The sequence below is a fragment of the Planococcus donghaensis genome (assembly GCF_001687665.2).
Classification (GTDB): Bacteria; Bacillota; Bacilli; order Bacillales_A; family Planococcaceae; genus Planococcus; species Planococcus donghaensis.
Window position 1 is genome coordinate 3072887 of record NZ_CP016543.2, and the last position, 15992, is coordinate 3088878.

At 39.2% G+C, this 15992-nt stretch carries 12 protein-coding genes; 2 read left to right on the top strand and 10 right to left on the bottom strand.

Going from position 1 to position 15992, the window contains the following annotated elements; genetic code table 11:
* Positions 1–13 precede the first annotated feature (13 nt).
* The 5 genes from BCM40_RS15090 to BCM40_RS15110 form a co-directional block, all read right to left on the bottom strand.
* Positions 14–733, bottom strand: a complete 720-nt coding sequence (locus tag BCM40_RS15090) for a MurR/RpiR family transcriptional regulator (protein WP_083394544.1) — start codon at positions 731–733, stop codon at positions 14–16.
* A 247-nt stretch (positions 734–980) separates the two neighbouring features.
* Entirely contained in the window at positions 981–2288 is a 1308-nt protein-coding gene (locus BCM40_RS15095; protein ID WP_065525151.1) for an MFS transporter, read from the bottom strand.
* Positions 2289–2304: 16 nt separating this feature from the next.
* Positions 2305–3738 carry an FGGY-family carbohydrate kinase gene (locus tag BCM40_RS15100; protein ID WP_065525150.1) on the bottom strand — a complete coding sequence of 478 codons (1434 nt, stop codon included), beginning with the start codon at positions 3736–3738 and terminating at the stop codon, positions 2305–2307.
* 19 nt (positions 3739–3757) lie between these two features.
* On the bottom strand, positions 3758–5245 hold the full coding sequence (locus tag BCM40_RS15105) for an FAD-binding oxidoreductase (RefSeq protein WP_065525149.1): 1488 nt from the start codon (positions 5243–5245) through the stop codon (positions 3758–3760).
* Between the two features lie 50 nt (positions 5246–5295).
* Entirely contained in the window at positions 5296–6090 is a 795-nt protein-coding gene (locus tag BCM40_RS15110) for an SDR family oxidoreductase (protein WP_156851310.1), read from the bottom strand.
* Positions 6091–6479: 389 nt separating this feature from the next.
* Between BCM40_RS15110 and BCM40_RS15115 the strand changes: the two genes are divergently transcribed.
* Entirely contained in the window at positions 6480–7673 is a 1194-nt protein-coding gene (locus BCM40_RS15115; protein ID WP_065525148.1) for a MalY/PatB family protein, read from the top strand.
* Between the two features lie 4 nt (positions 7674–7677).
* Positions 7678–8055 carry a hypothetical protein gene (locus BCM40_RS15120; RefSeq protein WP_065525147.1) on the top strand — a complete coding sequence of 126 codons (378 nt, stop codon included), beginning with the start codon at positions 7678–7680 and terminating at the stop codon, positions 8053–8055.
* Positions 8056–8155: 100 nt separating this feature from the next.
* On the opposite strand, the gene BCM40_RS15125 is transcribed toward BCM40_RS15120, so the two are convergent.
* The 5 genes from BCM40_RS15125 to BCM40_RS15145 all read right to left on the bottom strand — a co-directional run bounded on the left by BCM40_RS15125 (position 8156) and on the right by BCM40_RS15145 (position 15855).
* Positions 8156–9652, bottom strand: a complete 1497-nt coding sequence (locus BCM40_RS15125) for a BCCT family transporter (RefSeq protein ID WP_065525146.1) — start codon at positions 9650–9652, stop codon at positions 8156–8158.
* Between the two features lie 254 nt (positions 9653–9906).
* The gene (locus BCM40_RS15130) at positions 9907–10857 is read right to left on the bottom strand and encodes a ribose-phosphate diphosphokinase (RefSeq protein WP_065525145.1); all 951 of its coding nucleotides are present in this window, start codon (positions 10855–10857) and stop codon (positions 9907–9909) included.
* 187 nt (positions 10858–11044) lie between these two features.
* Positions 11045–13474, bottom strand: coding sequence for a DEAD/DEAH box helicase family protein (locus BCM40_RS15135; protein WP_065525144.1), 2430 nt, complete (start codon positions 13472–13474; stop codon positions 11045–11047).
* The gene (locus BCM40_RS15140) at positions 13467–13793 is read right to left on the bottom strand and encodes a nucleoside triphosphate pyrophosphohydrolase (protein WP_065525143.1); all 327 of its coding nucleotides are present in this window, start codon (positions 13791–13793) and stop codon (positions 13467–13469) included. The genes BCM40_RS15135 and BCM40_RS15140 overlap by 8 nt, the downstream gene beginning before the upstream one ends.
* Positions 13794–14307: 514 nt before the next feature.
* Positions 14308–15855 carry a competence protein CoiA family protein gene (locus tag BCM40_RS15145; protein WP_065525142.1) on the bottom strand — a complete coding sequence of 516 codons (1548 nt, stop codon included), beginning with the start codon at positions 15853–15855 and terminating at the stop codon, positions 14308–14310.
* Positions 15856–15992 lie beyond the last annotated feature (137 nt).

Below are 15992 nucleotides of genomic sequence, written 5' to 3' on the forward strand. Positions count from 1 at the left end.
AAACTGAAAAACTTTAGTTAGAGTTTTCTAGATTAGTCAATCTCGTAATAATTTCTTCAATAACAATAAAGAAGACAGTTCGTGTTTTCTCGAACGGTAATAAGTTAGCATCTTGATTGAACTCGGATAAGTAGAACACATAATCTGCAATAGATCCTAGCGTGTTCATATACTCTTCAAGTATCAACATGATACTTGCGCCATTTTCTTTTGCTTTTTCAAACAAAGGATCAAACGAAGAGAATTTGCCCGTTACGGAAAGAACGATGAGCAATGTGTTTTCATCTAATAGCCGCTCGGCAAAATCTTCACTTTGGGTGACCGTTACATTTTTGTCTGATACCGTTGCCAATTTATATGCAAAGTATTCAGCGCTTATATAGGATGGTCCTAATCCAAAGATAATCACTTTATCGTATTTTTGAAACACAGAAACAAAATCATCGATTATTTCTGAGTCAAAATTCTCCAAGAATCGGATTAACCGCTCGATTTCACTTGATTTTTGTTGTTGGTCCAAATTGATTTCTTGTCCACTGCAGTACAATTTGTATTGTTTAAAATTGTGAAAGCCTAGTTTCCGAACCATTTTTGATATTTTAGAGGGGGACACTTCACATATCTTGGCAGCCTCTATTATTTTCAATTTATTGTTGGTAGAAACGGTTGTTGAGAGCTTGGCATGCACCTCTTCTTCTAACTTTGTTAAATTATCTGTTACTAGTTTTATCATGTGGGATAACACTTCCTTTCGCTTAAAAATTATTCTCGACTAACGGGTCTTCTCTTCATGAAGTACCACAACTTATTCTAGACAAAAATTTGTCCGGTAAAACTAGCGCTGATCACATTTCTTTAACTGTACATTAGTTTTGTGTTTTTTAAAATTTTGAGGCGCAAAATCAGGCTGTTACACCCCAAAAGAATTTGATGGTGTAACAGCCTGATCACCTTAATAGATTTGCCATTCAGTTTTTAGATCAATCAACAGGTTGGGCTGTAACTTGATCAGGCACTGGAATTTCAACTTTTTTCGTAACGCCTAGTTTGAAGATTACTGTAACCGTAACGCCTAGTACACCAGCTAGTGCACTAAAGAGGAAGTAAGCATTGTAACCGCCGGCATCGCCAAATGATGAGATCATAAAACTCATCACAAGAGGCAGCAAAATATCCGGCAAATACCCAACAAATGAAATCAACCCAATCGACAGCCCTAGCCGTTCATCGGCAATATTGCAATCGCCTAATAATGACCAATACAGTCCACGAATGGTATAAACAGCAAGTCCGCTTAAGATAACCAATACGTAAAAGAAATATGCAGGCAATGTAGTTGGCAGCACGGAGATCAAGATTAGTAATCCTGATGCTGATGCTAGTGCAATCATTAACACATTACTCTTCCCAAATTTATCCCCTAAGAAACCACCTGCGATACCACCAACTGGTCTCATCCATAGCATGACTACTGTAACCGTCCCAACTATAGATACGTTGACCCCAACATTTGTTTGTAAAAAGCCACCGAAATAATAAATTGTCCATGTCACAATATAGCTCATGAATATGATGCCTCCAAGGAGCCATACAAAGCGGTTCGAAAATACTTGTTTGATCGCATCAACATTTGCAACTGATTTATTTTTCTCTTTCTTGTCTTTTTTGGGTGGTGCACTCTTATCATCGACGCTTACAAAAAGCATGATTAAGATTGATACTAAAATCAGCACTCCCGAATACATGTAAATAACGTTGACCAATGCTTCTTGTTTATCTGCAACGGCCGTACTCGAACCTAGAATTCTAGAGAAGATAAAGATAGCGACACTTGCTAGTACTGCTTCTATTACGCCTCTACCACCATCCAAAATTCCAAAAAATCGACCTTCTTCTTCTCTTCTCGAAATAAGTTTCACCAGTTTTAAATGCGCTGACCAGAACGTTAAAACTGAAAATATCCCCCAAATAACAAAAATCAAAATGACGATTGGATAACTTGGAACTTGAGCAAACCATAATCCCGCTAATCCTACAAACAACAACGAAATCGAAATGAGTTTTTTAGATGAAAATCGATCCGAAATCCATCCACTTGGGAAATAACCAACAATGAACGCTAGCCCTAACACTGAAAAAATCGTATTCAACTGCGGCAAAGTCATTCCGTAAACTTCAAGAATGGTTTCTTGATAATTGGTTCTCAGGTAAATCAATGGAAATATTGCACCGGCAGCTAGAACGATAAGGAGAAACTGAAAATATCTTTTAAATTTAGTTGATTGCATGAGCACCATCCACCTTCTATTTAAAAATAGGATACGTAAGCTTTAGAATATTATCCGTGTGTGTTCTTACGTTTTTTACAACCGTATTATTTAAATCTGTATAAAAAGCATGGTTTTTTGAATCGGGTAAAAAAGTCTTTTCAGTTTCCACCATTTTAGTGATAGCTGCAGAAAAGTCATCATAAATTGATAAGTAAGTAGCTACACAAATAGCTGCTCCCAGACAAGCACTGCTACTGCCTTTTCGTCTGTGCACTGGCAAGCCAAACAAATCAGAGATGATTTGCATCAAAACATCACTCTTCGAACCTCCACCGATGACAATGACTTGATCAAGTTCTAAATTGATTTCTTCTGTCATGTCTTCAATATTGTTTTTAATATTAAATGCAATCGCTTCCAGTATGGACCGATAAATATGGTATCGTGAATGGCGTTGATCAAACCCAATCATGATGCCTTTACGATACGGTTGACCCGAAGAAGCCAACCAATCCAGTATCGTAATTAACCCATCGCTGCCGACTGGTACTTCTTGAGCTTTTCGGTTTAAATATTCCTCTTCGGAAACTCCGATTTTAGACGCTTCTGCAACTAATTCTTCTCCAATTAGCTTTTTGAACCAGCTGACCGTCCATAATCCTCGCCTTATCCCTATTGACTCGTATACGAATTTAAAAGGTACCGAAGCAAGTGTCGGAAAAAAGTTGTTAGCGTTTTCATAATCTTCATCTCTAACGACCATGGCCGAAATAAACGTCCCTAACGAAATCATGATGGCTTGCTCGTTATCCAAACCTGAACCTAGAGCTTCAACAGCCTTATCATTTGATGTCGCTATGACGGGTACACCTTTTTTTAACCCAAACTCAGCGGCAAGTTCTTTACGTAGCGAGCCTAATTTTTCACCTGGTTTTACAAGATTGAATAACATGTCGCGAGTTACTCCATTTGCTTTCATGACTTCGTCGTCTGTTGACCAATCCCATGTTTCGCGATCCAACGGCCAATACAGCTCACAATTCCCAGCAGTGTCATTATATTCTCCTGTTAATTTCAACCCTAAATAACCTGAAGTCGTCGTAACAAACTTTACTTGGTCATCTTGATGCTCATACGGTTTGAATAACCTAACATCCATCCAGCTTAAAACTGGATGGGCTAGATCACCATTTTCTTGCAATAACACGCGACAACAACGAATTGTGCATAACCCAATGCCTTCGATTGCTTTTGGGTCTCCTTGAAAATTCTCCAAACAATTTTTTATCCCGATATAAACGCTGTCCCACAAATCATTGTCGGGGTGAATGACAACGCCTGGTTCAGGAGTTAAGGTTTCTCGCAAAGCACAAGAACCAAAAGCAACTTCATTTCCCTCTAGATCAAAGATAGCTACTTTGCTGCTTTGTGAGCCATTATCAATCCCCATAATGTATCTGTCTGTCATACTTCTCCCCCCATTCCCGCTACCCTCGAATATACTTTTTCACTTCGTTTGGTTGAGGGAAGATTGTTCCATGATTCATAATCCCTTTCGGATCAAAAACTTCTTTTAGTTTTTCTAACATGTAATAAGCCGAACCGTGTTCTTCTTTTGTCCATTCTGAACGATATTTCCCAATGCCATGGTGATGGCACATAGACCCGCCGAGTTTTAGCGTTTCTTCGATAATGATTTCATGAATTGGGTGGTGATAAGTAAGCAGTTCGTCTTCTGGTGCACAGTTGATGGTGTAATTGTAGACAAAGTACATGTTTGTACCGTTAAGATAACTATGAGATGAGTGACCACCAAGCATCGTCAAATCGTCAGCTCGATCAAATTCGTTTTTAATCCTGCTGATTACATTATGGTAAATTTTCACAACATTTTCCCAATCTGCAGATATTTCTGTGGTATAACCATCGTGCGAATTGTGATCAATCATGTCTTGAATTTCTTTTTGAATTCTACTTTCGTCCCAATTCAGGTTATTAAACCACGTTTCGATCAACGAAGAATCCACTTTTTCGATAATGCCTTCTTGGAACTTTTCAATTGCTTCATTGATGCCTTCGTTTGTTGCCTTGACGAGACCTTTTGCTCCTTCTGTTGTAAAGATCAACACACATTTTTCGTTATAGAAGTTTCCGAAATGTTGTCTTGCATCTTCCTCAGAATAAACACGAGCTACTGATGGTCTATATCCGTTTACCATCACTTCTCTCAAAATTTTGATGCCAGTGTCGACGTCTTTAATAAGGTATCCGTGAAACTCATTGTTTTCTGGTGTGTATTTAAATATTTTCACCGTTACTTCGGTGATATAGCATAATGCGCCTTCATTGCCGATTGCAATATGTCTAATATCTGGCCCACCGGCTCTTCTTGGAACGTTCTTGATTTTTGAAACTTGTCCTTCTGGGAATACGCATTCTAATCCAACTACCATGTCTTCGATTGCACCGTAAAGTGTAGAAAACTGACCGATACTTCTAGTTGCGACTAAACCACCAAACTGCGCAACCGGTTTGGATTGAGGTGAGTGACCCGTTGTATAACCTAACTCACGCAATTCGTCTTCAAGTTTTTGCAACTTGACTCCCGTTTGTACCGTAGCTTGCATATTGTACGTGTCAATTTTAATGATGTTGTTCATTTTGGAGCCGTCTATAACAATCGACGTTTCTTTCCAGTTTTCTAAGCCGCCTTCGGTTCCTGTTTTCCCGCTTCTTGGAATCACATTAATATCATTGTCGTTACAATACATCAGAAGCGATTTTACTTCGTCTGTCGACAAAGGAAAAACGATGGCAACTGGTGCAGGCACGTTAAGTGCATTTTTAGTTTTTGCATACTTTTTATATCGATCAGCTGAAGCATCATACAAAGCTTCTGCATTTGTGACAATTTGGTCGGCTGACAGCAATGCTGTTAAATCTTCAATCACCTGTGAGTGCGTTAATGTGTACATAATTTAGTCTCCTTGAATTTCAGTTTTTTAAATCCTGACTCTTATTCAGCTCATCGAACTAAGTATCCGCCATCCACATTCACTAAGGAACCGTTTACATAATTTGAAGCGTTACTTGCTAAGAATACAATGGTGCCCATCAAATCTTGAATGTCTCCCCATCTATTAGCAGGAATATGATCTAGCACTCTTTGGTTACTTTCTGGATTTGCTCTAGTTTCCTTTGTAACATCTGTCGCAAAGTATCCAGGTGCAATGCCGTTCACTTGAATATTAAACTGTGCCAATTCATCACAATACGCTTTAGTAAATCCGGCTAGACCGTGTTTAGTTGCTGCATATGCTGGTGACCATTGACCTCCAAGATAGGAAAACAGTGAACAGGTGTTAATAATTTTTCCACTCTGCTGTGGAATCATGTGCTTAGCAACTTCGTGTGATAGCTCAAATGGTGCAGTTAAATTAACTGAAACCATTTTGTCCCATTGAAACCTAGTAAATTGCGTTACATCTTTTACGTTAATCCCAATTCCCGCGTTATTAATCAGAATGTCGATTTTTCCGAAAGTCTCTAAGCATTCATCTACAACTTGTTTGCATGCACCATCTTTCGTGATGTCCGAAATCATCAAGTGAAATTTAACGCCTTCTGCTTCTATCAACTCTTTTGTTACGTTATTGTCTTCTGCCATGCTAACTGCGAATATATTTGCGCCTGCTTTCGCAAGGGCTAGAGCAAATCCTTGCCCCAATCCAGAATTCCCTCCAGTGATAATTGCAACTTTCCCTTTCAAACTAAAAAAATTCATATTAAAATCGGTGATTTTGTTATTTTCAATTGACATACTGAATCTTCCCACCTTTCAGATTTTTTAAGATAAATTCATTCTAATCTGCAAAAATGCAAAAAGCAATAAAAATTTAGAAAATTTCTTTTTTAAAGCCACTTATTTTTGTTTAAAGGAAAATTTTCCTCATAAACACTTGTTCAGGTCTTAAATTTTCATAGAAAAGGAGAAAAAAGACTTTATAGAATCTCTTTCTTTTAAAGCCATTGAAGTTGATCAATAGGGGTATATGCAATTATTCATTTTTGTCTTTCTATATTACGGCAGACTCTGGACGTTTCTAGTAATAGTCACTTGAAAGATTAACGAGGACGGGCTATGCTTCAATTAGCTATTAGTACAAGACCGTGAGTTTATAAAATTAACCGGGTAAGGGAGCTCTTTCTATGAATTCTTTTCAGCATGTGTACGTCCGAAAAAATACCGGCTCTGTTAAATGGGACATGATCGGTGAAATTTACGGCCTAGAAGATACGTCAGACATTTTGCCCATGTGGATTGCAGATATGGACTTCCCTGCACCGCCAGCTATTTTAAAAGCATTGCATGAACGTGTGGAGCATTCGATTTTTGGCTATTCTTTCATGTGTGAAGAATGTCGAACTTCCGTGATCAACTGGCAAGAAAAACGAAACGGGTGGAAAATCGAAACCGATTGGATGCTGTTTCACCAAGGCATCATTCCAGCCATTGCATCGATTATTGAAACCTTTACCGAAAAACACGATAAAATTGTGGTGACGCCTCCTGTCTATCCCCCGTTTTTCCAACTTGCTGAGCATCAAGATCGAGAGGTTTTGTATTCTCCGCTTGTCGTGCAGGACGGACAATACACAATTGACTTTAACGACTTTGAAGAAAAGCTAAAACAAGCGGCACTGTTTATCTTGTGCAATCCGCACAACCCAGGTGGACGTGTTTGGACTGTTGACGAGCTGACTGAAATACTTCGCTTGTGTACAAAACACAACGTGCTCATTATTTCCGATGAAATTCACGGGGATTTAATGTTAGGTGAAAGCCGTCATACGCCAATTGCCAAAATCGCTGGCAAAGAAAGCGACCGCGTGTTCACGTGTCTGGCACCGACCAAAACCTTTAACTTAGCGGGCATTCAAGTGGCGATGATTGTCGCAACCGACAAAGAAAAACGCGCCAAACTAGAAAAGCATGCACTTGCCCATGGCTCCGGAATACTTAATGCCTTCGCGCCAACCGCTCTGACCGCTGCCTATAATGACAGCGACGCGTGGCTTGAAGAGATGTTACAGACAATTGCCGACAACATCGAGTTTGCCCAGAACGAATTAGAGAACAAAGTGCCAGGCTTGCAAGTGATGAAGCCACAATCGACTTATTTGCTGTGGATCGATTACAGCAAGTTAAACTTAACCGAAGACGAAGTCATGAAAAAATTGCTGTTAACGGGGAAAGTGGCATTAGAACCAGGCAGTAAGTACGGCGATGCTGGACTTGGCTATTTACGGCTAAACGCAGCTTGTCCGAGAGAAACTTTGGCTGACGGCATCAACCGGATTGCGTTGGCGTTAGCAGAGAATAGAGAAAATGGGGGCGTATGATTGAATGAATGCTAAATTTGAAAATAAGTTAATGGTTTTTGAAAACGAACGTTACGCAACGGAGATGACCATTACCGGTAAAGGCGAAGGTCACGACAGAGGAGAACCTCGACTACGTTGCGCGGTTTCTATTAAGCTTCAAGCGAAAGAAACCGAAAACGAATTAAATCTTCGCGCAAATATTTACTGGGATGCGAAATACCCAAAAACCCACCTATTTTTCACCGGTGGAAGCCTTGTGGAGTTTATCGGTCAACAAGGGGATGACTACAGTCAGTTTAAAACAGCGTACTGGAATAAAGTAAAACGTTTGTCTGCTAACGCCTTTACGGATGAAGAAGTTTTAGAATACCAAAAGATGATGAGTGCCAGTAAAGCCTAATTGCTATTTTATAAAACACAAACAAAGCCTCCGAGGATTCCATTTTAGGAACCTTCGGAGGCTTTCTTCCGTTTATTCCAGCTGCGCTACTGGAATAAGCTTATTTTTTCTTGCCTTCGTATAATTTTTCTTCTGCTTTGAGTGACTTGAGCAGCGACCAAACCATCAAGATCATTACAAACGAGAACGGCAAGGCCGCGATGATGATGGTGTTTTGAATAGCGGCTAACCCACCAACCGATAACAAAATAGCGGCAATCGACGACTGAAGAACTCCCCAGACAATTTTGACGCTATTAACAGGCGTTAACGAACCATTGGTAGACTGCATGCCAAGCACAAACGTCGCCGAATCGGCAGACGAGATAAAGAATGTCAACAATAACAAGATGGCGATAATGGAAAGGCCAAAACCAAATGGCATTTCGTTAAAGACCATAAACAAGATGGTTTCGACAGCACCAGCGGTTAAATCGACAGCGCCACTTTGTTGGATGTCGATCGCCGTTGCGCCAAACGTAGAAAACCAAATCGCACACAATAATGTCGGCAAAAGAACGACATAGATTAAGAATTCGCGAATGGTTCGCCCTCTAGAAACACGGGCGATAAACATACTAACGAATGGTGCCCACGAAATCCACCAAGCCCAGTAGAAAATCGTCCAGGCATCTAGCCACTGGCGATCGTCGCTACTAAAAGCTTCGGTTTTTGTGCTGATCGACATCAAATTTTGGATGTACTCACCAAACGATTGAGTGAAGACATTCAAAATGAGGAGAGTGGGTCCCAAAATGACAACCAATACTAGCAGAAGAACCGCCAACACCATGTTGATGTTGGATAAATACTTGATCCCTCGTGAAAGCCCTGACCATGCAGATGCCAAAAATAGAATCGTGATAATGGCAATAATAATCAACTGACTCCAATTGTTGTTGCTAACCCCAAACAAAAAGCTGAGACCGCCGTTTATTTGAACTGCACCAAACCCGAGTGACGTCGCAACACCAAATACCGTTGCGAAAATAGCGATAACGTCAATCATCGTTCCCCAACCTGTGTTCATTTTGTCTCCAAAAAGAGGACGTAACGTACTCGAGATGAGACCACGTTCACCTTTACGGAATTGGAAATAAGCCAGTACCAATGCGACGATTCCATACATCGCCCAAGCGTTAAACCCGTAGTGGAAAAATGTGCGTTGCATCGATTCCTGGAACGCGGCTTGTGTCCCAGGTTCTGCGGTTGCCGGTGAGATGGCAAAGTGGGAGAGCGGTTCATAGGAGCCATAAAATACGAGCCCGATTCCAAGTCCTGCTGAGAAAAGCATGGCTACCCAAGTCGGCGTTCTAAACTCCGGCCGATCTTCAGGGTTCCCAAGTCGGATATTGCCGTACGGACTAATAATGAGAAACCCAACGACTACCAAGATGAGTGTCATAATCAGCATGTAATACCAGCCGAATACGGTACTCAGTAAAGAAGTAATGTTGCTTGTCACTTGTTCGTATGCACCAGGCATCAGTGCAGCAACCAATACGGCGATAATCACCAGTGTGATGGTAATATAAAATACTCTTGTGACTTCCTTCATAGGAGTCTCCTTTCCAACACAAATTTGCGCATAGTAAAACATATATAAAGATAAAAGCGTCCATTCAATCAGGTGTAAATTGACGGAATATACGATTTATATTCCCGAAAATCCAATTATTATGCCTTTTTTCTTTGATTTTCTAGAAAAAACGTAAATTTTGCATTAAAAAAGCACTGCAGAATTTACTCTTCTGCAGTGCTTTCGTTGGATATTTTTTTCGCTAAAGGAATCTATCACCTAAATCAGTAACCTTATTCAAATAAAGGCGTGACCGGTTTTTCGTTATGCACGTGTTCAATCGCTTCAGCTAATAGCGGAGCGACCGACAAAATTTTAACTTTCGGTGTTTGTTTTTCTTCTGGCACAGCGATGGTATTGGTAACCACCAATTCCGTAATCGCCGACTTTTCAATTTTTTGAATGGCTTGACCTGATAACACGGCGTGCGTACAGCAAGCATAAACGGCTTTCGCACCATTTTCGACAAGCACATCCGCCGCGGCGGAAACCGTCGTTGCCGTATCGATGATGTCGACAATAATGATGACGTTTTTGCCTTTGATATCTCCAACAATGTTGACCATTTCCGGCTCATCAGGGTGCATCCGACGTTTATCGATAAATCCGATAGGCACGTCTAAATGACTTGCTAGTTTACGAGCACGTCCGAGTCCTCCGTTGTCTGGAGCTACCACAATCGCATCTTCTAATCCTTTGTCTGTAAAATATTGCTCTAAAATTTTTCCGCCAAGCAATTGATCGACCGGCACATTAAAGAACCCTTGAATTTGCGGAGCGTGTAAATCCATTGTGATAACGTGTGTTGCGCCTGCTTTTTCCAACATATTCGCCACTAGCTTGGCCGTAATCGGCTCACGCGAACTGGCTTTTCGGTCTTGGCGCGCATAGCCGTAATACGGAATAACCACATTAATGGTTTTTACAGAGGCACGTTTTAACGCATCAATCATGATCAATAACTCCATCACATGCTCAGTTCCCGGCTGCGATGTCGATTGTACGATGTAGACATCTGCCCCGCGGACACTTTCTTTAATGTGAATTTGAATTTCTCCGTCACTAAAATGTGTAATCGAGCTTTGCCCTAATTTACATCCAAGCGAATCCGCAATTTCTTGTGCCAACTCCGGATTTGAGTTTAATGTAAACAGTTTAAAGTTTTTTCTTAATTGATATGGCAAGTGATAGCCCCCTCTAGATTTTTTTATCTTCTACTAGCTTACTCGCTATTGCCATGGTCAAGCAATTGATAAATGGCCTGTAGCTGTTGGTTTTATGATAACCTTTTAGTGGGGTAATAGCCATAGATAAAAGCAGAGAAATGGCTATAGACGGTCGCTTTCCGCCTTTTCTACTATTCTTATTAAATTAATTTAATCCAGTAAATATCGATTTTTTCCCAAAATATGCATGAAGTCGATACTCTGCTATTTCCTGAGTCCACCTATACAAACTCTCATTTTCTTCCTGAGAAGGCTGCAAATTGAATTTGAACATATTGTTTTCGAAAGTAACTAACCCTTCTTTTGCGCTACCGCTCCATTTTGTCATCGGCATCTCTGAAATTAAATCAGTCATGTTCTTTTCATCATACTCACGCAATCTTTTCCCCTTAGCATCACTAAAGTCTACTTTCATACGGTAATCTTTTTCCGTTAAATAGTTATGGAAAAATGGAGCCGCTTCTTGTGGAGTTATCGGCTCGAGCCACGTCTCTACCCCTTTTGAAAGCATATAACTCAAAATAACCAGTTTGTAACTTTTGGTCATCAAGGTTTTCTCAACATCTAAAAGCCAGTTCTTGTATTTCAACCACACCTTTTGTTCTGGATCTGTTAGTTCACTTGCGTAAGCGAGCATACCAACATAACTCCCAAACTCTTGCTTTACCGCCTTAGATTCAAGATTAGCATGAAGATGGAACTCCAAATAACTTGGACGTCTTCCCATTTCTTTCTTCAACTCTTGATATTCCATAACTAACAATTCTTTACGCGGGGATCTTTTTCTACGCATTTCTGTTAATAAATCGATGACTTGCAAATCTAAATTAAATTCGCATTGAACAGGAATAAGCGGTTCGACATTCTTATTTCCTACTTTTGTTTCTTCTTTATTAAATACAGCTAATTTCAAATCAGCATTTCGGTAATTGCCAATAAAATCAATAATGACACAATGTGTTTTGCCATCCGCAATACGTAAACCACGTCCAATTTGTTGCGTATAAACTGCAAGTGATTCTGTCGGTCGAATAAATACGAGCGTATCCACTTTCGGAATGTCGACTCCTTCATTGAATAGATCTACCGTGAAAATCAATTCAATATCGCCAGCATCTAATTTGGTACGTGCCGTTTTCCGTTCTTGTGGATGAGATTCACCATAAAGCGCAATAGAGCGCACACCTTTACTCTGGAAAAAGTTATTCATATAAAGAGCTTGTTTTACTGAAGAACAAAAAACAATGGTTCTCGTTTGTTTGTAACGGTTCCACTCATCAAAAATCTTTTCCGCAAAACTCTCACGTAACTGTAACTGCATTAACTCTTGCTCGTCATACCGGTTACCTCGCCATGGTATAGCTGAGTAATCAGTATCATCATGGACACCGTAGTAATGGAACGGCGCTAGCCAATTTCGCTCGATGGCATCAAGAAAATGAATCGAAATTGCTACGTTCCCATCGCATAAAGCATAGACATCTTTATTATCCATACGATCTGGTGTGGCAGTAATCCCTAGCAGAAATTCCGGTTTAAAATGATTTAACAATCGCTCGTAAGTTGGAGCTGCTGCATGATGAAATTCATCCACAACAATTAAATCAAAAGCTTCTTTATCAAAGCGATCTAAATGATATTGGCTGCTCAATGTATAGATAGAAGCAAAAATAAAAGCAGCATCCGTCTTTTTTTCCGAAGCATTGTAAAAAGCACTCGTTCTATCCGGATGTACATGCTTAAATGATTGCTTGGCTTGCGTCAAAATTTCCTCGCGGTGAGCGATAAACAACACTCGCTCGAATTTCTCCGCAAAAAAAGCAGCTAAGTACGTTTTTCCTAAACCTGTTGCTAAAACTACCATTGCCCGACTGTACTCTTCTTCGAGTACATTGTCTAAAGCTTCTAGCGCTTCTTTTTGCGCCGGTCTTGGAGAGATTGACGTATTGTAAATTTCTTGAGTTTCAGCTACTTCTGGTTGTTGCGGCTGAGCCGGTCCTAATGTAATTTCAACTTCTTCCGCCTCTGACCATACCGGACTGATAGGTCTTTGTATATTTGCTTCTTTATGTAATGACCGATATTCTGCTAATGTCTCTGTATTTAGAGCCACTGTTTGATCGGCATAAAAATATTTTAAGAACTGAGTAGTCGCTTCTTCAAAAACTTCTGCATCTACTGCAGTTGGTGCGATTAAGTTCCACTCAACTCCATTAGTTAAAGCAGACGCTGATAAATTAGAAGAGCCCACGATTAACTGAGAGGCTTCAGTCCCACGAAATAAATAAGATTTCGGATGAAATGAAGTTCCCCCGCTCCGCCAAACTCGAATTTCTGCAGAAGGTAACTCTTCTAGTAGTAATTGCAAAGCGTCTGGTTGCGTAACAAAAAGGTAGTCGCCTACTAATAACTTTATCGACACACCTCTATCCGTCGCTTCTTTTAAGAATGGAATGATTTTCTTCACACCAGATTTCATCGCAAAAGCTGTAATCCATTGAATCTCAACGGCTTCTTTTGATAACCTTGCTAAATGTGAAACGAGCTGAGAAGTAACCAGTTCTAGCTTAGTCATCTTCTACCTCGATTAAAAAGATCCGCTTCTCAAAACCACCACGTTTCTCCGCTTTTGTTTTACGAATATTTTCGAGTTCTTCAACTGAAGATCCGTGAATTTTTGTAGCTGCATGTAGAAGTTCAAGTATGTCTGCCAATTCTTCCACTGCTTCCTCGTTATTGTTTGCTGCATTATACTCATCAAGTTCTTCGCTTAGTTTCTTTTTCAACTCCACTCTATACTCGTCTTCTGATAAAATTCGAGTTAAAAATTCTTTCCCTGTTTTTGCGATTACTTCAGGTATCGCATCGCGTACTAGTTTGTTGTAAGTTGGCATGGGTAGGCTCCTTTAAATTATATTTTTAGAAATCATCACTTTAGTACTTTTTACGGTATAAGGATGACATAGTCTCTTGCATACCGAGAAATGCGTATAGAGACATATAGTAATTTTTTGTATCAAATTTTTCAATATATTTCATAGCGTTGGATAGTAGAAACTCAAAGTAGAACTAGAGAGATTAAAGAAAATCCTCTCTAGTTCTATATTTTTTTATCTGAATTTTCATGGTCTTTATATCGAATGCCATCACTTTAATCAAAGAATTTGCTAGTTAATAAAAATCTAATTCGGAACTGTAAACTTCCTCTTTGCAATTTATACAATACCCTTTACCGTTGGTTAATGGTACTGGACACCCACATTCACAACGTCCAAGTACTTTCTAAGTTTGATCTATAGGGACAAACCTATGTCCACAGTACTTAGATTTTTTCATGTAGCTATTATTTTCTTTATTACATTTAGAGCATTTCAATTTCTGGTACCTCTATTCTGCATACTTCACTTTTCAGCTATTTATAATAAAGTTATTTTTCACTTTCAAATCCTTTTTGAGCAACTTTTGATAGATACTAAGAAAGTCCCTAATAGGCACTTTCAAAATCTCGTCTCTGTTTTCCGTAAATTCTACTTGAGCATTTTTCAAAATACCCATCATCATCTGGATAGATATATTCCAGTTTTCGAGGTAGTAGTTCTCTTCTAACCATCTTAAAATAATCGATCTCCACACTTGGTTCGAAGATAATATATAACTAGCACCCTCTACTCGCATCGTTTTCATTCGCTCCAAAAACTCGTTGTATTTTTTTTCAGAGACATGAAAGGTTAAATTCTGTACTTTGCCTCTATTTAACTCATAAAAGAGTTGGCGAAAATGTTCATCCAATTCTTTTTCCTGTCGGGTCATAGCAGTAGATGCAGAAGCTTTCTGAGAAGAAGAGAGAGAGTTATCAGGCTGAGAACTAACTACTTCATATGTTTCTACTTTTTCAATTACTGCTGGATCAACTGCATCTTCATTCTCTTGTTCCCGATTTTCTTGAAGAATTTTTGCTTGTTCCTCTTGCTCGTTAAGCACTCGTTGTTCTATTTCCTCTTTTCTCATCTTAGCTTGCAAGAACGTATCTTTAAAATTCTTTCGAAAAGAAAGTTCTTGTTCTGGGTCTCTTAGCATAAATGCTTCATTTTCAATATGTAATGCTTGGCTAAATGATACTCTAGAAGTTTCGCCAATCAAAAAGCCTCGATAAATACTCTCTTTTAAATCATCAATAAAGCGAAAGACACGTATATAGTTTTTATCTTCTATTAGAGAAATGTAATAGATACTTTTCATTTCAGTCACACGATTTGCTTTTATTCCTGAAGTTGTATATCCCAAAACCTCAAATAGCTCTTCTCGATTTGTATAGGTGGCTATTTCTTTCTTCCATGTATAATCTTCTTTACTAGTATGTGAACTCAACCATTCAATTTCCCACATCAAAATACTGCTCTTCATCGTTTCAGCCGTAAAGTTCGCTTTATCGATTAACCAAAGTGGAACTAGTCCATTTTCAATGAAGTACTGATGTCTTGCTTTAAAATTCCGACTGTGTTCAATGCTTTCATGTTCTGTCATATCTGTTAATACTGTAATGGCCCATTCTTTGCTGCCTATTTGAACATATAAATCTGGATAGTGTTTCGTAAATCGTGGAACTCGATAACCCTCCACAATTTCAACTAAATCTCTTCCGGCTGCAGCTGTGTCTAATTCGTCTTTTATCATACTGACTAGCACTGGATGTCTTAAGGATTCTCGTTGAATTTGCTTTTTGTATTGTCGATAGGCAACCTCTACCTGCTTAGATTCTAAGCAAGCCAAGTTTGAAGGATGGGCGAAATAGGTTCCTCTGTCTTCCCCAGATTTAACTCGTAGCGGTACCTGACAATAAGGACACGTATATAAGTTCTTTTTGGCTAGTTGTTTTAACTGATCGATGGAATACATCTCTTTTAATACATCAATAAACTCTTCTGTTTTATCCCCTTTGTTTATAGCAAAATTCATCTTTTCTCCTTTCTCTGCTTATACTTATAGTAAATTCTAAGTTGACCTCCACTTATTATACCTTATATTACCAATAATGTAGTTCACATTATTTATTATTCCACAAAAAAACAAGCGCTATATAGCGCTTGCCAGTA

Bases quoted from the DNA above. Each gene is read 5' to 3' on its own strand.
- BCM40_RS15090 (WP_083394544.1), bottom strand. From the start codon at position 733: ATGATAAAACTAGTAACAGATAATTTAACAAAGTTAGAAGAAGAGGTG.
- BCM40_RS15125 (WP_065525146.1), bottom strand. From the start codon at position 9,652: ATGAAGGAAGTCACAAGAGTATTTTATATTACCATCACACTGGTGATT.
- BCM40_RS15115 (WP_065525148.1), top strand. From the start codon at position 6,480: ATGAATTCTTTTCAGCATGTGTACGTCCGAAAAAATACCGGCTCTGTT.
- BCM40_RS15135 (WP_065525144.1), bottom strand. From the start codon at position 13,474: ATGACTAAGCTAGAACTGGTTACTTCTCAGCTCGTTTCACATTTAGCA.
- BCM40_RS15100 (WP_065525150.1), bottom strand. From the start codon at position 3,738: ATGACAGACAGATACATTATGGGGATTGATAATGGCTCACAAAGCAGC.
- BCM40_RS15145 (WP_065525142.1), bottom strand. From the start codon at position 15,855: ATGAATTTTGCTATAAACAAAGGGGATAAAACAGAAGAGTTTATTGAT.
- BCM40_RS15105 (WP_065525149.1), bottom strand. From the start codon at position 5,245: ATGTACACATTAACGCACTCACAGGTGATTGAAGATTTAACAGCATTG.
- BCM40_RS15120 (WP_065525147.1), top strand. From the start codon at position 7,678: ATGAATGCTAAATTTGAAAATAAGTTAATGGTTTTTGAAAACGAACGT.
- BCM40_RS15110 (WP_156851310.1), bottom strand. From the start codon at position 6,090: ATGTCAATTGAAAATAACAAAATCACCGATTTTAATATGAATTTTTTT.
- BCM40_RS15095 (WP_065525151.1), bottom strand. From the start codon at position 2,288: ATGCAATCAACTAAATTTAAAAGATATTTTCAGTTTCTCCTTATCGTT.
- BCM40_RS15140 (WP_065525143.1), bottom strand. From the start codon at position 13,793: ATGCCAACTTACAACAAACTAGTACGCGATGCGATACCTGAAGTAATC.